Source organism: Mesorhizobium sp. M0663, from assembly GCF_040320585.1.
Taxonomy (GTDB): Bacteria; Pseudomonadota; Alphaproteobacteria; order Rhizobiales; family Rhizobiaceae; genus Mesorhizobium.
This window is the reverse complement of record NZ_JAMYPX010000026.1, coordinates 1-17,001: the sequence shown is the minus strand read 5'-3', so window position 1 is coordinate 17,001 and position 17,001 is coordinate 1. Positions and strand designations below refer to the sequence as shown.

General features: G+C 60.4%; 8 protein-coding genes and 2 pseudogenes. 5 read left to right on the top strand and 5 right to left on the bottom strand.

Annotated features, from left to right (window positions below; genetic code table 11):
• Window positions 1–21: 21 nt before the first annotated feature.
• Window positions 22–1,002 (bottom strand): transketolase family protein, encoded by a 981-nt coding sequence (locus NKI54_RS28955; RefSeq protein WP_352693040.1) that lies wholly within the window; start codon window positions 1,000–1,002, stop codon window positions 22–24.
• Window positions 999–1,880 (bottom strand): transketolase, encoded by an 882-nt coding sequence (locus NKI54_RS28950; protein WP_352693038.1) that lies wholly within the window; start codon window positions 1,878–1,880, stop codon window positions 999–1,001. The genes NKI54_RS28955 and NKI54_RS28950 overlap by 4 nt, the downstream gene beginning before the upstream one ends.
• A gap of 98 nt (window positions 1,881–1,978) precedes the next feature.
• Here NKI54_RS28950 and NKI54_RS28945 point away from each other — a divergent pair, with 98 nt between their 5' ends.
• Both NKI54_RS28945 and NKI54_RS28940 read left to right on the top strand, forming a co-directional pair.
• Window positions 1,979–3,358, top strand: a complete 1,380-nt coding sequence (locus NKI54_RS28945) for an aminotransferase (protein ID WP_352693036.1) — start codon at window positions 1,979–1,981, stop codon at window positions 3,356–3,358.
• 123 nt (window positions 3,359–3,481) lie between these two features.
• Entirely contained in the window at window positions 3,482–4,975 is a 1,494-nt protein-coding gene (locus NKI54_RS28940) for an NAD-dependent succinate-semialdehyde dehydrogenase (RefSeq protein ID WP_352693034.1), read from the top strand.
• A 77-nt stretch (window positions 4,976–5,052) separates the two neighbouring features.
• On the opposite strand, the gene NKI54_RS28935 is transcribed toward NKI54_RS28940, so the two are convergent.
• Window positions 5,053–6,240: a Fic family protein gene (locus tag NKI54_RS28935; RefSeq protein WP_352693032.1), complete on the bottom strand. Its 1,188-nt coding sequence runs from the start codon at window positions 6,238–6,240 to the stop codon at window positions 5,053–5,055.
• Window positions 6,241–6,389: 149 nt separating this feature from the next.
• On the opposite strand from NKI54_RS28935, the gene NKI54_RS28930 reads away from it, so the two are divergent.
• Both NKI54_RS28930 and NKI54_RS28925 read left to right on the top strand, forming a co-directional pair.
• A complete protein-coding gene (locus NKI54_RS28930) occupies window positions 6,390–6,548 on the top strand; it encodes a hypothetical protein (protein WP_352480533.1) in 159 nt (52 codons plus the stop codon).
• A 907-nt stretch (window positions 6,549–7,455) separates the two neighbouring features.
• Window positions 7,456–8,196, top strand: a pseudogene (locus NKI54_RS28925) (oxygen-independent coproporphyrinogen III oxidase); the annotation flags it as partial.
• 814 nt (window positions 8,197–9,010) lie between these two features.
• Here the strand turns inward: NKI54_RS28925 and NKI54_RS28920 are convergent.
• Both NKI54_RS28920 and NKI54_RS28915 read right to left on the bottom strand, forming a co-directional pair.
• Window positions 9,011–11,545 carry a two-component system VirA-like sensor kinase gene (locus tag NKI54_RS28920; protein ID WP_352693030.1) on the bottom strand — a complete coding sequence of 845 codons (2,535 nt, stop codon included), beginning with the start codon at window positions 11,543–11,545 and terminating at the stop codon, window positions 9,011–9,013.
• A gap of 641 nt (window positions 11,546–12,186) precedes the next feature.
• Window positions 12,187–12,564 (bottom strand): annotated as a pseudogene (locus tag NKI54_RS28915) (type IV secretory system conjugative DNA transfer family protein); the annotation flags it as partial.
• Between the two features lie 695 nt (window positions 12,565–13,259).
• Here NKI54_RS28915 and NKI54_RS28910 point away from each other — a divergent pair.
• The coding region (locus tag NKI54_RS28910) for a Ulp1 family isopeptidase (RefSeq protein ID WP_352693028.1) at window positions 13,260–17,001 on the top strand (3,742 nt) is incomplete at its 3' end.

The window sequence follows — 17,001 nt, the reverse complement described above, 5'->3', positions numbered from 1 at the left end:
TGGCTATGGTTGTCCGCCGGCTCAGCCGAGGGCTTCAAGAACGGTGGCCTCGATTCCCGCCGCGTCCAGCCGGTAGTGCTTGTAGAGATGCGTTGGCGGCGCAATCAGGCTGTATTCGTCGCGGATGCCATGGCGTATCAACCGTGCCGGGCTGCCCGCCTCCGCCAGGATTTCCGCCACGGCGCCGCCCAGACCGCCCAGGATATTGTGTTCCTCGATGGTTAGAATGAAGCGGGAGTGAGCCGCGGCCGAGAGCACTGCCTTCGTATCCAGTGGCTTCACCGTATGCATGTCGATCAGTCCGACGGATTTGCCCGCCGCACGCAGCGCGCGGTAAGCCTCCCTTGAGGGATGGACCATCGAGCCACAGGCGATGATGGTCAGGTCCGATCCTTCGCCGTGAACGATCGCCTTGCCGAACTGGAAGTCGACGCCGTCGTCTTCATAGACCAGCGGTTCCTGGCCGCGGCCAATGCGGAAGTAGATTGGCTGGGCATGATTGACAGACGCCTTGACGGCGGCCGCCAGTTGCGGGCCGTCAGCCGGCGCGACGACCGTGAGGTCGGCGATGCTTCGCATGATGGCAAGATCTTCCGTCGCATGGTGGGAGGTGCCGTAGAAGCCGAGTGAAATACCGGCATGATGACCGATCAGCCGCACCGGCAGCGCCGAATAGGCGACGTCGGTTCTGATCTGTTCGCAGCACAGCAGCGCCAGGAAAGAAGCGAATGTAGCGACGAACGGCATGGCGCCGGTGCTGGCCATGCCGGCAGCAGCCGAAACCATGTTCTGCTCGGAAATGCCAAATTGCGTGAAGCGTTCGGGAAAGCGTTGCGCGAACCGCACCAGCCCGTTGGAATATTGAAGGTCGGCCGTACCGGCCACGACCGGATAACCGTCTTCGACCAGATCGATGAGCGCATTGGCCAGGTAACTCAGGCCAGGCGCGCGCGCGTTGATCTGGCGGTACTGCCAGGAGTTGGTATCGATCGGGCCGTTCATTGTGTTTTGCCTCCACGCTTGATCTCTTCGGCGGCCAGGGCCTCGTCCGATGGCGCGAGATAGCCCAGATGCCAGCCGGGTTCGGTTTCCATGTAACCAACGCCCTTGCCTTTGGAGGTCTTGGCAATGATGCAGACGGGCCGGGTGCGGTCTGCCTCGGCCTTCAACTGTCGCAGCAGCGTCGCGAGAGCGACGACGTCGTGCCCATCGACCTCGTGCACCTGCCAGCCGAACGCCGCCCATTTGTCGGCCAACGGTTCGATGCCGATGATGTCGTCGACCTGCCCGTCGAGCTGGTATCCGTTACGATCGACGATGGCGATCAGATTGCCGGCCTTATGGTGGGCGGCAGACAGCGCCGCTTCCCAGACCTGGCCCTCCTGCATCTCGCCGTCACCGAGCAGGACATAGACATCGAAGCGCCGGTCAGCCGCACGGCCGCCAAGCACCATACCGAGGCCGCCGGACAAAGCATGGCCGATCGAGCCGGAGCTGAAATCGACGCCGGGCACCTTGCGCATGTCGGGATGATCGCCAAGCGGATTGCCGAGCCGGGTATAGCCATCGAGAACGTCCTTGGAGAAGAAGCCCCAGTCGACCAGCAGCGGATAAAGGCCGACCGCGGCGTGCCCTTTGCCCATAAGGAAGCGGTCGCGGTCCGGCCATTGCGGCTCGCCGCGCCTCAGCCGCATCGCATCGTAGTAGAGCGTGGCGAATATTTCCGCGCAGGAGAACACCGACGAATAGTGGCCCACCTTGGCGATCTGGATGAGACGCAGCGTCTCGAGGCGGACGAACTCTGCCCTGTCGCGCAACAGGGCGATCCGCTCCGCGTCGGGTGGCAGGGTGTTGTTTGAAGGAGTGGGTGCGTTGGCCATTGGACGTCACTCTCGGGATCATTTTTTCTCGACAACTTATAAGTTATAAGATATTTGTCGCTGAAGCAACCGCCTATCTGGTCGCAAGGAGAATTTTGATGAACAACGAATCGCGCGTGCTGGACATGGCCAGGCACTTTCATTCCCAAACCGATCCACGCCTGCATGAGGATCATGGTCCGTTGACGATCGTGGCCGGCGAAGGCGCGACCGTCACGGATGACGCGGGCAACCGCTATATCGAGGGCATGGGCGGACTCTGGTGCGCCTCGCTTGGCTTCAGCGACAGCCGGCTGGCTGTCGCTGCTGACCGCCAGATGCGCAAGCTCGCCGTCTACCACACCTTCAACCACCGCTCGAACGAGCCCACCGTCGAACTCGTCGAGCAGCTTACCGCGTTGGCGCCGTTCGACAACGCGCGCGTTTTTCTGGTCGGCTCCGGTTCCGAAGCCAATGATACGATGGTCAAGCTCGCCTGGTACTACCAAGCCGCGCGGGGGCGCCCGGAGAAACGCAAGATCATCAGCAGGTTTGGCGCCTTCCACGGCAGTACGATCATGGGCGCGGCGCTGAGTGGCCTGCCGCATATGCACAAGTCCTTCAACCTGCCGCCGCTTCCCGTCATATTCGCGGCGCGGCCATTTCACTATCTCGACGGTCTGCCGGCCGAGGCGGAGCATGACTACGCCACGCGCCTGGCCCAGGAACTCGAGGCCCTGATCCTGGCGGAGGGGCCAGAGACGATCGCCGCGATGATCGCCGAGCCAGTCATGGGCGCCGGCGGCGTGCTGGTACCGCCGGAGGGTTATTTTCCAAAGGTTCAGGCGGTGCTGCGCAAATACGACATCCTGATGCTGTCCGACGAGGTGGTCTGCGGCTTCGGACGCACCGGAAATTGGTTCGGCAGCCAGACTTTTGGCATGGAACCGGACATGCTGTCGGTCGCCAAGGGGCTTTCATCCGGTCATCTGCCCATTGGCGGCGTCATTATCTCCGACAAGGTCTACCAGTGCGTCGCCGATGAGGCCCACAAGGTCGGCGTGTTCGGCCACGGTTTCACCTATTCCGGCCATCCGGTGACAGCCGCCGTCGCCGCCGAGGCGATCAGGATCTACCGCGAGATCGATCTCGTGAGCCAGGCGCGCCGTCTCGGCGATTATCTGCATGCAGCGCTCGCGGACGCGCTCAACGACCATACACTGGTCGGCGAGGTCCGCGGCCGCGGTTTTATAGCGGGGATCCAGATCGTCGAGGATCGCGCCACCCGTCGCGCCTTTGCGCCGGAGCTGCGAATTGGCACCGATGTCGAGCGGCGGTGCCGCGAGCACGGAGTCATGATCCGCAACATGGGCGACGTGCTGGCAATCTGCCCGCCCTACGTCATCGCCCCTAAAGAGATCGATTACATGATTGATGGCATTCGCGCGGCTCTTGATGAGACCGCGGCGGCCCATGCGCGGACTGACCAGTCGGCATGAACCCGCCCGGCGAGGCGGCGAGACATCGCTGGAGGGGCCGGCCGCGCGAAAGGCGCTTGGGCAAGCGCGAGCCGCAGCCAGCATACAGGATCCTGATTGTCTTATCCGAACGGAGGCCAGACCATGCTTCAGAAAACCAGCCATTTCATGCGCCAGGCCAATCTCATCAACGGCGAGTGGGTGCAGGCCGACAGCGGACTGACGGTCGACGTCAACAACCCGGCCACCGGTCTCAAGATCGGCACCGTGCCGAAGTCGGGCAAGGCCGAGACCCGCCGCGCCATCGAAGCCGCTGCAGAAGCTTTCAAGACCTGGCGCAAGACGACCGCGCTCGAGCGCTCGAAGCTGCTGCGCAAGCTGCATGACGCGATGATGGACAATCAGGACGTGTTGGCCGAACTGCTGACCATCGAGCAGGGCAAGTCGCTGTTCGAATCGAAGGGCGAGATCGGCTCGGCCGCGGCCTATATCCTCTGGTTCGCCGAGGAAGGCCGCCGCACCTATGGCGGCGTGGTGCCGTCACCCTGGGCGGATCGCCGCATTCTGGTGACCAAGGAGCCGGTCGGCGTCATCGCCGCTATCACGCCGTGGAATTTTCCGTCCTCGATGCTGGCCCGCAAGCTCGGCCCGGCGCTCGCCGCCGGCTGCACCGCGGTCGTAAAGCCCGCCTCGCAGACGCCGTACTCGGGTCTTGCCTGGGGCGCGCTCGCCGAGGAGGTCGGTTTCCCGAAGGGTGTCATCAATGTCCTGACCGGCTCGGCCAGCGAGATCGGCGATGAGATCTGCGCAAATCCGCTGGTGTCGAAGATCACCTTCACCGGCTCGACCGAGGTCGGAAAACTTCTCATTCAGAAGTCGTCCGTCACCGTCAAGAAGGTGTCGATGGAGCTCGGCGGCAACGCGCCGTTCATCGTCTTCGATGACGCCGACATCGAGCGTGCCGTCGCCGGTGCGATCACCGCCAAGTATCGCAATTCCGGTCAGACCTGCGTTTGCACCAACCGCTTCCTGGTCCAGGCTGGCGTCTACGAAAAATTCGTCGAGAAGCTCGCCGCCGCCAGCAACGGGCTGAAGGTCGGTTCCGGCCTCGAGGACGGCGTGCAGCAGGGACCGCTGATCGACGAGAAGGCGGTCGAGAAGGTCGAGGAACTGATCGCGGACGCGACTTCCAAGGGCGGTAAGATCGTTGCCGGCGGCAAGCGCCATGCGCTCGGCGGTTCGTTCTTCCAGCCGACGGTCATCGCCAACGCGACACCCAAGATGCGCTTCATGAAGGAAGAGATCTTTGGCCCGGTCGCACCGGTGTTCAAGTTCGAGACCGAAGAGGAAGCCGTCGCGCTTGCCAACGACACCGAATTTGGCCTCGCCTGCTATTTCTACACCGGCGATCTCGGCCGCGCCTTCCGCGTCATGGAAGGGCTGAAATATGGCATGGTCGGTGTCAATGAAGGCCTCATCACCACGCCGGAGGCACCGTTCGGCGGCGTCAAGGAATCGGGCCTCGGCAAGGAAGGCGGACATCAGGGCATCGAGGATTACCTCGACACCAAATATGTCTGCATCGGCGGCCTCGGCTCTAGTGCGCCGGCTTTTCCCGCGTCTCAGAACGCGGAATGACGAACCCGCGGGTGATCCGGTGAAAATCTTTCTGGTTCCGAGGAGAAGTGACCTAAGATCGTGTGCGCCCTATGCTCTTACGTTTCCGGAAAAAGCTTCGGAAACAGCGCGTCCAGAGCGTCCGCCGGAAAGCGTAGGGACACTGGGCCCTTTGGCGTTTCCGACGCCAATAGTCCGAGCGCGATTACGTCATTGAACACTCGACGCGCCGTACGTTCGGGTAGTCCGCTAATACGGGATGCCTCGCCGCGGTCAAACTCACCGCGCGTGAGCGCTTCCTCCACGAGGCGGCCGGCTTCGGGCTTCAGACCACTGCGCTCCACATGCCGATACAGCCGCTTGGCCAACGTGTCGAGATCGAACAGTCCGGTCATGAAGCTCACCTGATCGATACACGCCTGCAGGAACCATAAGGTAAAATCGCCGAGTGCGCGTTCGGAGAGGTTGCCACGTCCGTCGAGATCACCCTGGCGGGGCATATCGGCATGATCCATCATGCTCTTGTAATCCGTTCGGCTTTTCACGCCACGTGCCAAGCCTCGTGAGATCGACCACAGCCCGTGCGCGGCGATCCCGGCCTGATGGGCCATGGCGTGGCTCATCAATCGGCTGACGCGTCCGTTGCCGTCCGGAAACGGGTGAATGTAGTTGAAGCGGTGATGCGCGGCAGGAATGGTCAGGATGCGTCCGGCCTTGCCCAGCTTAACGAAGCGATAACGCATGGCAAAGTATTGCATGAAATCGTTGACGCGATCGCTCGAAGGCGGTTCATGCCGGCCGATGGCGACATCATGCTCTGGCTTCGATCGCCACTCACCTGGCGCCGTGACGAACTCACGGCCGGCACCCTTGATGGTCAGCATGGGCGCTTCGGCATCGCGATAGAATTCCGCGTGCAGCCATCGAAGAAAACCTACCGATGCCGGTTCCGGCAACTGCCCATCGGCAGCCAGGCGGTCGATCTCGGCTTGCAGGCGAACGTGCGCGGCCGCCTCGAGCTGCAGATTGCGGCGGTTCTCGTCTCGATCGAAATTTCCGACCAGCGCCCGTTCGATGTCGCGCGGGCGCGTATCGTGGCCTTCGATCAGGTTGCTGTAGTAGGTGTTCATGATGCGCACGAGATGGGCGAGGTTGGCTGCGGTACGCGAGTGCAGGCTTTTGCCCAAAACAGCCGACGTCGCCGACAGCTCTACCAGCGCATCCGAGATAGTTTCGGATAGATCGGGTAGGCGTGCCGGTTCGATGCGCTGTACGCTCTCTTCCATATTGGCCGATCTTGGGTTCCGCCAAATGCATGATTATTAACCTAAATTTTCAGTTGACCAGATTGTTTGGCCGATCTTCTGGCCGATCGTCGGCATGCGGACTTGCGGGCCTCGGCACTGCCACCGCTGCCAGGCTTGGACACAAATCGATGCTGCCGATGATGATCATGGCCGATGTTCGGCAGGCCTATCGCACTGACAACTATGCACAAACCGTAATTGAGGGAGCCATCTGGCCGATGCTTTGGCCGATCCATGACGATCGGCCGGACTCAGACAGGTTCGAGGTGGAAAACAGGCAGCTTTAAACATGGTTCTGCCTCGGCCAGCGCAACATTCGCCTGGAGCTTCGCTTATGCTGTGTGAGCTTGTTCTCTCGCGCCCGAATTCCCCATGGATGGCCCAAAAGCAGGCGATCCATTTGTCATTTTTAAGTGCCCGGACTGCCAGTTGATCGCGTTCTGACCCGACTGGGAGTTCAAGTTTGACCTGAAACTGACCGGGTGCTGGATGGCAGGCTTCATCCCCACCGGTCTGATATGAAACAACGTCCGGCCCCGAGGCTAGGCTGCAATCTCGTATGGCTTCTATGCGCCGTTCTCTTGGAGCGTGTTGCGGGCTTGGTCTGCTCAACCTCGGAGCTCAACGCTTCACGGCGTTAGGATGAGCGTTCGAGGCGCAGGATTACTGCCGACACTGCTCTTCTTGTTCGCATTGGGCAGTTCCCGTTGGAGCCTTCCATCTTGCCGACTGCTGAGTTTGGAGTGGCCGTAGCTGTGAAATCGAAAAGAAGCCCATAGGCAACGTTTGCCGCGACGCTACTGAGAGCTGGTCACCGGGAGAGCCGAAGGTAGAACGAAGTTGTCTCGTTGAGCTTGTATGTGGCGCCAGCATAGAAGGCCCAGTTCCCACCCCAAGGCTTATACAAACCGCCACCGTTAGCGCCGATCGCGTTCATGGCCTCGTCCTTTTGGCAGAGATCACCACGGTCGCTAGCTGGCGAGCAAAGTCCGTCCCAGCGCTGCATTATCTCGTCGGATCCGGCAAGCTGGCAGAATTTCCCAGGCGGAGCTGACGGGGAGGGATGGTGGGAATAAAACGGTGCGCGTGAGGTCTCGGCGGGAACAGCCAAGACATCTAAGCGGAACGGACTGGCATAACGCAAAGACACAGGCGAGCTCAGCGGCAAGCTGGTTTGTTATCACCATGGGACGCCTGCCGCGTCAAACGGTGGTGTCGTGGGTCGAGACGGCGAGGGCAGCGGTCGCCATGCGCCCCGACCGGCTTGCCTTGTTCGGCTACTCGCATATCCCATCCCAAATAAAGAACCAGCGCCTCATCGAGGCGGAATTTCTTCCCCACAGCGCTGCCCGCGCTGAACAGCATGCGGCTGTCGCCGTGACGCTGGTTGCCGCCGGCTACCGGGAGATCGGGCTCGACCATTTCGCCTTGCCGCACGACGAGCTCGCGCTGGCACAGGAAACAGGTCGCCTGCGACGTAACTCGTTGGGCTACTCTGCCGATACCTGCAGAACCCTGATCGGTTTCGGCGCGTCGGCTATCGGCCGCATCGGCCAGGGGTACGTTCAAAACGAAGTTACACGGGATTTCTACATCCGGCACATCGCAGCTGGCCGACTGGCGACATCGAAGGGCCATCGCCTCACAGACGACGACCGCGTGCGAGCCGCAATCATCGAGCGATTAATGTGCGATTTCGAGGCTGACGTGCCGGCAATCTGTGTCGCCCACGGATCTGATCCGATCCGTCTTCGCGGTTCAGATGAGCGCTTGGCGATGCTGGCCAAGGACGGAATAGTGGACTTCGAAAACGGTTTTGTCCGCGTACGGCGGGAGCATCGCTTTGGGATTCGCGCTGTCGCTGCCGCATTCGATGCTTTTAGCGATGGCCTTACGTATCCCGCAGGTGAGGGCAAGCACACACACGGAAGCTAACACAGGGAGTATCTTTTGCCGGAGAGAACGAGCTGCCATCGTGCGGTGCCCGGTTAGTAGTGAAGCGCCGTAAAATGTCGACATAGGCGTTGGTGAACTGGACCGAACGACGAGAACAGCCTATCCAGTGTGTTGTCGGCAGTTAGTTCGAAAGTCCTGCTACACCCGATCCGATGCCTCTCAACGCCGAGGCCGCACCTCCGTGCCGAAGCCGGCCTTCCCAATGGTGGGTCGAGCCGTCGCTTACCCCGTGCTTGCCTCACAGATCCGCGACCGAGAACCCAGCCTCATGCTCCCGCCCTGCCGGGCCTAGGTCCATCTAGCATGAAAGGAACACGTCGGAACCTGGGATATCGCTTGCCCGGCCGGGCGGCGATAGCCTTGTCGGGGCAGCGAGGAGCCGTAGCCGATGATGAACGCACAGGAGAAGTCTGGCGTGAATGGGGCGATGATTGTCAAGCTTTGCTCTCGAGTCATTTCGTCAACCATCTTGCGTGACCGATTGGCGACCATCTCCTCGTCCCGACCTTATATTACCCGTCGCCTGTCGCCGCCAGCGCGCAGTGACTTGTCAAGGATGGAGGCCCGCAGACCCCATCGCGCGGCGACTTGTCCTTGACGGTAACGAGCACGGCGGCAGGTTTGCCGTGGTCGGGGAGCCCTTCCTTGGGCGGAAGCCGACGACAGTGTTCGAGGGGAACTCGCCATGAGCCGGGTGCGCAGAGATCGTCCGACGCTCTTGTATTTGCTGGATCCCAGCCGGCTCCGCCTCCGACTGCCTCGGTAGCTCGGTATCCTGAGCGCGTCGGCGGCATCATGCCATTATCATCCTACGAATTGCATGCTCCATCGTCCTGGACGAGACCGGTTTGGCTAGCCAAAGGACGAAGGTCTGATTACCAGATGTGATCGGCATGGGGTCGCTTCCACCAACGACGATGATGGGCACCGTCATCAGGGTGGTACGTACGGCTTCGGGCTGTCCTGGCCCGAGGAAAGTCGCTTTATCGAAAATTAGGAGGTCGGCTGCCTTCCCGCTCTCGATCCAGTCGCAAAGACTCTCGAAGGTCGCGAAGCCGACCGGCTTATAACCCAGCGCGGCGATCTTATCCTTGTAGATCTCCAACGCTGCTGGATCGGGGTCAACGACTGCAATGATTTCTCCGTTGCCAAGTGATCCATCGCATGGGCCGAAAGCGCTATCAGCTCTGACCTGCTCCTCAGCGCAGGCCGGTAAGTAGAGATCGAAGCGTGTACCTCGGCCAACAGCCGAGGTGACGTCAAGGCATCCTGCGAGCGCGCTCACATGGCGGTCCACTGCAGCAAGACCCAGTCCGGTCCCGCCGACGCGAGAGCGCGTGGTAAAAAAGGGCTCAAAGATATGCGGAAGCACCGAACTTGCGATTCCTTGGCCATCGTCGCTGATGGAGAGGAGAACGTAATCTCCCGGTTTCAAGGTGCCCTTAGCCACGGGCTTCGTTTGACAGACGTGAGCGCGAGAAACGCTAATCTCGACACGGCCCTCATTCAAGAGAGCCTCCGACGCGTTCTTGCATAGATTCATAAGGATCTGCTGTATCTCGGTCGGGCTGCCCTCGATCACCGTTTGCCACTCGTTGATCTTGAAGTTCAACTGAACATCCACACGAAGTGCAACCCGCAGCAATGGCGCGAGATCCATTACACTCTCCGAGACGTCGAAAGGCATCGTCACGCGCTTCCGATTTCGGCTTAGTGACAAAATTTGATCAATAATCAGTTTGGCTCGGTTGCTGGCCAAGATAATTTGGCCGATGTGGCCCCGAATTCTCGAGGGGCGACGCACAAGACCTTTAGCCATCTCTGCGTAGCCGACTATTGCTCCTAGAACATTATTGAATTCATGTGTAACGCCGCTTGCGATTGTGCCGACAGCCGTCAGCCTTTCCGCATGCTCCCATCGACTCTCAAAAAGGTTACGTTCCGTGTGTACACGTTGCATTTCAAGATGGTTGCCTAAACGCACAGTAGCGCTCGCCAGAACCAGGAGGTCGTCTGTGGAGGGTGGTGAGCGATCTCCTTCAAAAACAAGGATACAAACCGCAGCCTGCTGATCGGAGGCCCTGCAACCAACAATTTGACAAACACCGGTAGTGCCTACGGCAGTCCGAACCACTTCCGACGCGGGAACGACGCGAAACACTGGCTGTTCCGGGTGTACAAGTGAGACGACTTCATTGATTAGCGTGGCGTTCCAGACGCGCATGCGCTTGTTCGCGACAAAGTACTCGGTATTCCTGCTGATACTCGGATCCACCAGAGCAAGCGCGCATTGATCCGCATCGAAAACGCATTGAATGAGTCTAAGCGCTGCTTCGGTGGAGAAGCGCCGCGAAGCCTTCGTTGCTTGACTGTCGATGAAACAAGCTTCGATCTCACTCATCGCCGCTTCAAGCTCTAACCGCCTTTCCAACCGGTTCGTCCGCACATGCAGCGTGGAGGCTCGAATGGTCGCAAACAAGCAGAGGCATATGGACACCAAGCCAAAGAAAAGTCGTGTACGCTGCGCTTGCGCGCTGGCGAAGCTGTAGGCTTTCAGATGTTCTCGCTCCAATTCGGCAGCCTTGGCGAACGTGTCGAAGGATGGGATCCGATTGACAGCGCGGTCCAACCTCAACATTGAGGACAGGATAGCGCGGCCCTCGCGGGCAACATCCTCCGTGACTTGGTCCTGGCTAGGAGGAAGTCGGCGGAGAGACTGATCGATTTGTAATGCGAGGCTGAATCCCGGTCTGGCCGAAAATTGAAGGATCAGATTGGAAAATTCAGGCCTGTTCGACACTCCCCCCCGAAGGCGATTAGCCGAGCGAGCAAAGCGTACGAGAGAGCTTTGCAGAAGCTCATTTTGCGCGGCCGAGGCCGAGATGGCAGCTTCTGTGTTTTCGAGGGAATTTTTGAGCTGTGCAACCAACCTGGAGTGCACCCCGGAGCTCTCATTGGGCGAAATCTCAACAAGGCGTTGGTAGTTTTGGAGGTTCCTTTTTAATGCTTGCCCGGTAGAAGCAACGGAACGGAAGTCCAATACCATGTCGGCGCGGGCGACGTCTCGCTGGAGCAATGCGTAGTTGATCTGAATCGTCCGCAGTTCGCTTAGGACCGCCTCGTTGATCTGGGGGTCTTGCCACTGTATCGCGACCAAGAGCGCAACCGAGGCCACTAGGGCCATTACAGAAGCTTTGTCGGTACTGAGCCATTTTTCCCAAACGAACGGCGTTTGATCCGCGGTGCGTGCCTTGCGAAGGTCCGATTTGAATTCTAGCTCCCCATCGCGTCGGTGTGCGGCCGGATGCTGCTGGAACAGGAAAGCCAAGTGTACCTCTCCCCTCAAATAGGCGGTGTAGACGCCGTTGCACTCTGCCCCGATGGCCCGCTGACCTTCCATTGATTCGCGGGCGTTTCGACCTCGACGGCGAGGCGGCAGCACAAGGCGGGCAACTGATCGCAGTTTTCGGAACTGGTCTTCCGAGAGATCATCGAAGGGGCATACAAGCGCACGCCTGCAGCAGCCGAGGATGATACCGGTCGGTCAAACGCAACTGGCGAGGGCCGGATCTGCTGTTGGCTGGCAGCTAACACTGGCGGGGCGGCGGCCTCAACTCCGGCGTGCCTAGAGCCGGCTGCTGCGAAAGCGTCCGACACGCTTCCCTTGGGGTCATCCCGTCCAGCGGGCATCCTTGGATCGCTGAAAAAAGACGAGGCGGCTTGATGATCCTGCCCTCGCTGAAGCACCTCGCGAAACCCCTTTTCCAGTCGCAGAAGCTCCTCTGGACCGGTAGGCGGCTCGTCAGCTCGACCATCGAACAGCGGCCGGAGCGCCTCGGACACGTGCTGCTCAAAGCCCACTCGCCGGGCCTGGACCGCTTGCCCGTCTTCCAAGCCGGCGTCCTGCACCTGCGACAAAGCTGTTACACGGGATGGATTACTATTTCGCGGGTTCATACTAGCCTCACATCAAACTGTATCGTCAAAGTCCTGCGCCAATTCACACAGCGGGTCATCGAGTTGAGATTCTGCGGAGAGCGCCTCCTCTGCTCCCGTCAAGGGCGCCGGCTCCGGGAGGGCGCCTGTCTGGCGTTCAAAGATGCGTTTCAGAATGCGATCCGAAAAATATCGCACCTTCCTCAATTTTAATGGTGGCAGACCTTTGATGAGAACAATCTCGTAGTCGTCATCGAGCAGCCGAACCTGTTCGGGACGCAATAGCGGTGCACCTTGATGTGAATTCTGAATGTTCCAATCGAACGTTCGCGCCTGGCTGTAGGAAATCGATTGGGCTTGAAATGTGAATCCACCGATAGCTTTGGAAATGTAGTTCGGAGTCTCGTCATCTACCTCGATGTTCCTAGAAGCGCGCCGGCAGCCCGGGCGGGGGGCTTGGGGTTAGACTGCCAGCGCACGCCACTCATAAAGAGCGGCCTCTTTTCGCGGTTCGGACACCCATAGTCAACCCGGCAACGTCTGGATGCCCGCTGTGCTTTTTGCAGAGCGGCGATGCCGGGCATATCGGCCGATCCTGTCTAGGATGGTGTGGCCACTCTCGTCGGCCGAGTTGATGCTCCAGCCAGTATCGCCTTGCCGACCAGCATGAGTTCGCCGTTAGCAATCCATCGTTGCGAGCCGAGACCGAGGTAAAAAGCGCGTGTTATCGACTATGTAGCTGACGCTCCCGCTGACGCAGGGTTCCCGCCATTGCCTCGAGGACTACCTCGAAATGAAATACCTCTGCACGGGCGGCATCTGAAGCATGGGCTTGCAGGGCTCGCAGACCGGTAAACCAGCGAGCCATCTCCAAATATGTGAATTGTGGATTGCTCCTCGACGGGAGCTGAGGGGCGGCTCCGCAAGCCTTACGACGCTCTTTGCGAGCCGTAGCTGCCGAGCTGGCAAAAGGCCGGGCTACGTCGCGCCAGCGCAATCGGCGCGCAGAAAATTAGGCCTACCCGCTCCGGGACCGCGGACCTCGTCAGCTTCTCGTAAGTATGCCCGAGTAGGTTGCTCAGCTGATCTGTGGACGTGAGGCTAGCGTGAACCGGCACAAATTTGACCTATCCAATGTAACAGGTTGGCGGCAGGTGCAGCCCCCGGCATCTCAAGAGCAAGCGGCACAGGCCGGGCAAGAGGGCTTTGAGCAGCGCTCGGGCGAGGCGCGCCAAGCCGCTGCCCAAATTCCCGCCCCCGGCGTTCCGGCTCTGCCAGACCCGTTCCATCCTCATCCGTCTCAGGGAGACCTGAGCCTCATCGAAGGCGCGGCCCCATGGGAAGCGCAGCCCATGATGCAAGGGAGCGGACAAGAACACGCCGCGGCGCCGTACGCCGGAGGCAGTGGGTCGATGCTAGGTGCCTCGGTGCTGCAGCCGGGTCACTCAACGGCGCGCCATCATCATGCGCCGGATTCGTCAGTGGGTGATCTGAATCCTTCCGCACCGTTCGAGTTGCGTGACCATGCTCGTTCCGCCGTGCCGGCGGCGGTGCAGCCAGATCCTCCAATAGTGGTCTCCGACGGTCGCGGCTGCAAGCGTCCTCTTTATTCCAACGATGCGACCGTTGTCGAAGGGCTGAGGTCACTCTACGCGGGTAAGGCCAAGGAGGACACGGTCAAGCGCCATGTAAATTCTCTTTACGGCTTTGGTCGTTGGCTCTTTAAAAATAACAAGCCGGGATTTGCTGCTCGGCTTCACGAGGAGTCGCTGGATGAAGATCTCAAGGAGTACGAGAGCAGTGGTGGCTCCTCGACTGTGGCTGTGGCACTGCGTCGTCTCAGAGAGTCGGCGGGCGGAGTGCCAATGGTGGGCCGCGCTGTCCTGAATCCCGACCCTGCCGACGCCGTGCTCATCAAAGAGTACAAAGCGGCTCTCATCAAAGAGTACAAGGGAGCGCCTGCGACCGGGCCGAATCGCCAAACCATTCACGACTATGGAGCTACTCTTAGACGTTTCAGTGAATACCTGGTTGAAAACAACAAGCCGGGGATTGCGGCTCGGCTTCACGAGGAGTCGCTGGATGAAGATGCCAAGCGCTATAAGGACTCCAGTGGTGACCGGAGGATCATTGCACTAGCTCATCTCCGGAAGTTCCTGCCGTCCGCCGCACTCGGGCGCGAAATTGCCCTTGCTGCTCGTCCGGAAGACGCAGTCGGCATGGAGGCTCGTGCCATTGGGGACGCCGCTGCGCAGCACAGCGGGCCGCAGAAGGCATTGGGTCGGCCAGAGAAGCTCCCTGGGGAAGCTAATGAAGACGCCGCTGTTCTGCCATCGTCTTTCGTACCAACTGGGCACCATCACCAAGCCTCGGATCCCGCAGAGTCCTTTCGTCCCCTGATCTGGCGCGACGGCGACCAGCGCGCGCCGGACGAGCGGATCGCTGCACAGGACAGGAGCAACCTGCTACCAAGCGAGGAGGTGCCACTGAGGCCACCGGAATTCGCTCCGCCCAGCTTGCGGGCGGGGAATTCCGCCTCGCCAGAGCTCTTTCCTGAGGGGATGTCCCCCGCGGTCGAAGGGTTTTTTGGTGTTTTCGGCGACCCCAGCGGGCGGGTGCTCGGCGCATTGCAATTGCTAGGCGACGAACATATCCAGAGGGATTACCAGCTCCTGGAGCAGGAGTTGCAGGGGAACAATCCAGAACTCGCCGCCCGGACGCGGTTCGTGGATCCCCTCGTAGCCAATTATCATCTGCGCTTGGGCTCCGAGAGCGACAAGCTAAGCGCATTCCAGCGCATCGTCCATAATCAGAACGGTAACGACACAGCCGACTTCCTGTTCGTGCCAGTGAGCGATGGCGGTAAGACTCTTGCGGAGCGCGGCAAACATTGGTCGCTGCTGTTCGTTGATCGCAGCGACCGGGAACGGCCGGTTGCCTATCATTATGACTCCGTCAGCGGATGGCATGACAAGCTTGCAAAACACCTCGCAGAAAGGCTGGGCGCCAGCCTGGAGACCCGCGTGGACTTACCCCGCATCGCCCAGCAGAGCAACGAGTGGGATTGCGGAGTCTACGTGGTGGACGGCACGCGGGCGCTGGTTGGGCGATTGCAAAGATGGCAGCCAGACCAGCCAGACCTGAACCTCAACAACCTCGTCGTCAATCGGCAGGCACTACAAACCCGACTCATGGGTGACGATACATCTGGAACGGCAAATTATCTCACGAACTTTGAACTCATGGACCGACAGGCGCGAGACGCGGTTAAGGAAAGCCCCGTTGGGACGTTTCACCAGCGGATCAAGCGGCTCGGCCAGTCAGCGCGAGCGTTGCACGACAGAGCCCTGGCTCCAGTCGCGCCGGACCAAGGCAACCCAGACTCGGTGTTCGTACGGGACGTTGTTCCCGGGGAAACACGCCATCATCATGCGCCGGATTCGTCAGTGGTTGATCTGAATCCCCCCGCACCGTTCGAGTTGCGTGACCATGCTCGTTCTATGCCGGCGGCGGTGCAGCCAGATCCTCCAGTAGTGGTCTCCGGTCGCGACAAGCGTCCTCTTTATTCCAACGATGCGACCGTTGTCGAAGGGCTGCGGTCAGCACTCTATGCCGGTAAGGTCGGGGAGCGCACGGTCACGGACCATGTAAATTCTCTTCTCGGCTTTGGTCGTTGGCTCTTTGATAATAACAAGCCGGGATTTGCTGCTCGGCTTGACGATCCGTTGCTGGATCAGGATCTCAAAGAGTACCAGCGCGAGAGTGGCTCCTCGAACGTGGCTAGAGCACTGGGTCGTCTCAAAGAGTCGGCGGGCGGAGCGCCAATGGTGGGCCGCGCTGCCCTGAATCCCGACCCTGTCGACGCCGAGCTCATCAGAGATTACAAAGCGGCTCTCATCAAAAAGTACGAGGCAGAGCCTGCGACCGGGCCGAATCCCAAAACCACTCAGGACTATGCGGCTACTCTTAGACGTTTCAGTCAATACCTGCATGAAAACAACAGGCCGGGGATTGCGGCTCGGCTTTACGAGGAGTCGCTGGATGAAGATGCCAGGCGTTATTTGGACTCCAGTGGTAACCGGTGGATCAGTGCACTAGCTCATCTCCGGAAGTTCCCGCCGTACGCCGCACTCGGGCGCGAAATTGCCCTTGCTGCTCGTCCGGAAGACGCAGTCGGCATGGAGGCTCGTGCCATTGGGGACGCCGCTGCGCAGCACAGCGGGCCGCAGAAGGCATTGGGTCGGCCAGAGAAGCTCCCTGGGAAAGCTAAGCAGCTGAGCGAGATCGGCAATTCAGGCGCTCGCGTGCTGATGCAGGCCCCCACCCATCAAGTGGGTGCATTGCCATGGGAGGCGCAGCCCATGATGCTGGGGGACGAGCACCTGGCACCGCATACCGGAGGCAGTGGGTCGATGCTGGGTGCCTCGGTGCTGCAGCCGGGTCACTCAACGGCGCGCCATCATGATGCGCCGGATTCGTCAGTGGTTGATCTGAATCCCCTCGCACCGTCCGATTTGCGTGACCATGCTCGTTCTGTGCCGGCGGCGCCTGCCGGGCCAGCGTTCGCCAGGGCTGAGGAGACGCCCTCCGCGGTTGGCGAGGCCGCGGTGGCCGAAAGGTGGGCTCGGTTGCAAAAGCAAATGGACGAACCAGTGCATGATCCCGGCCCTCGGGTGGATACATCGCCATGGGAGGCGCAACTCATGGTGCAAGGGAGCGGACAAGAACACGCCGCGGCGCCCTACGCCGGAGGCAGTGGGTCGATGCTGGGTGCCTCGGTGCTGCAGCCGGGTCACTCAACGGCGCGCCATCATCATGCGCCGGATTCGTCAGTGGTTGATCTGAATC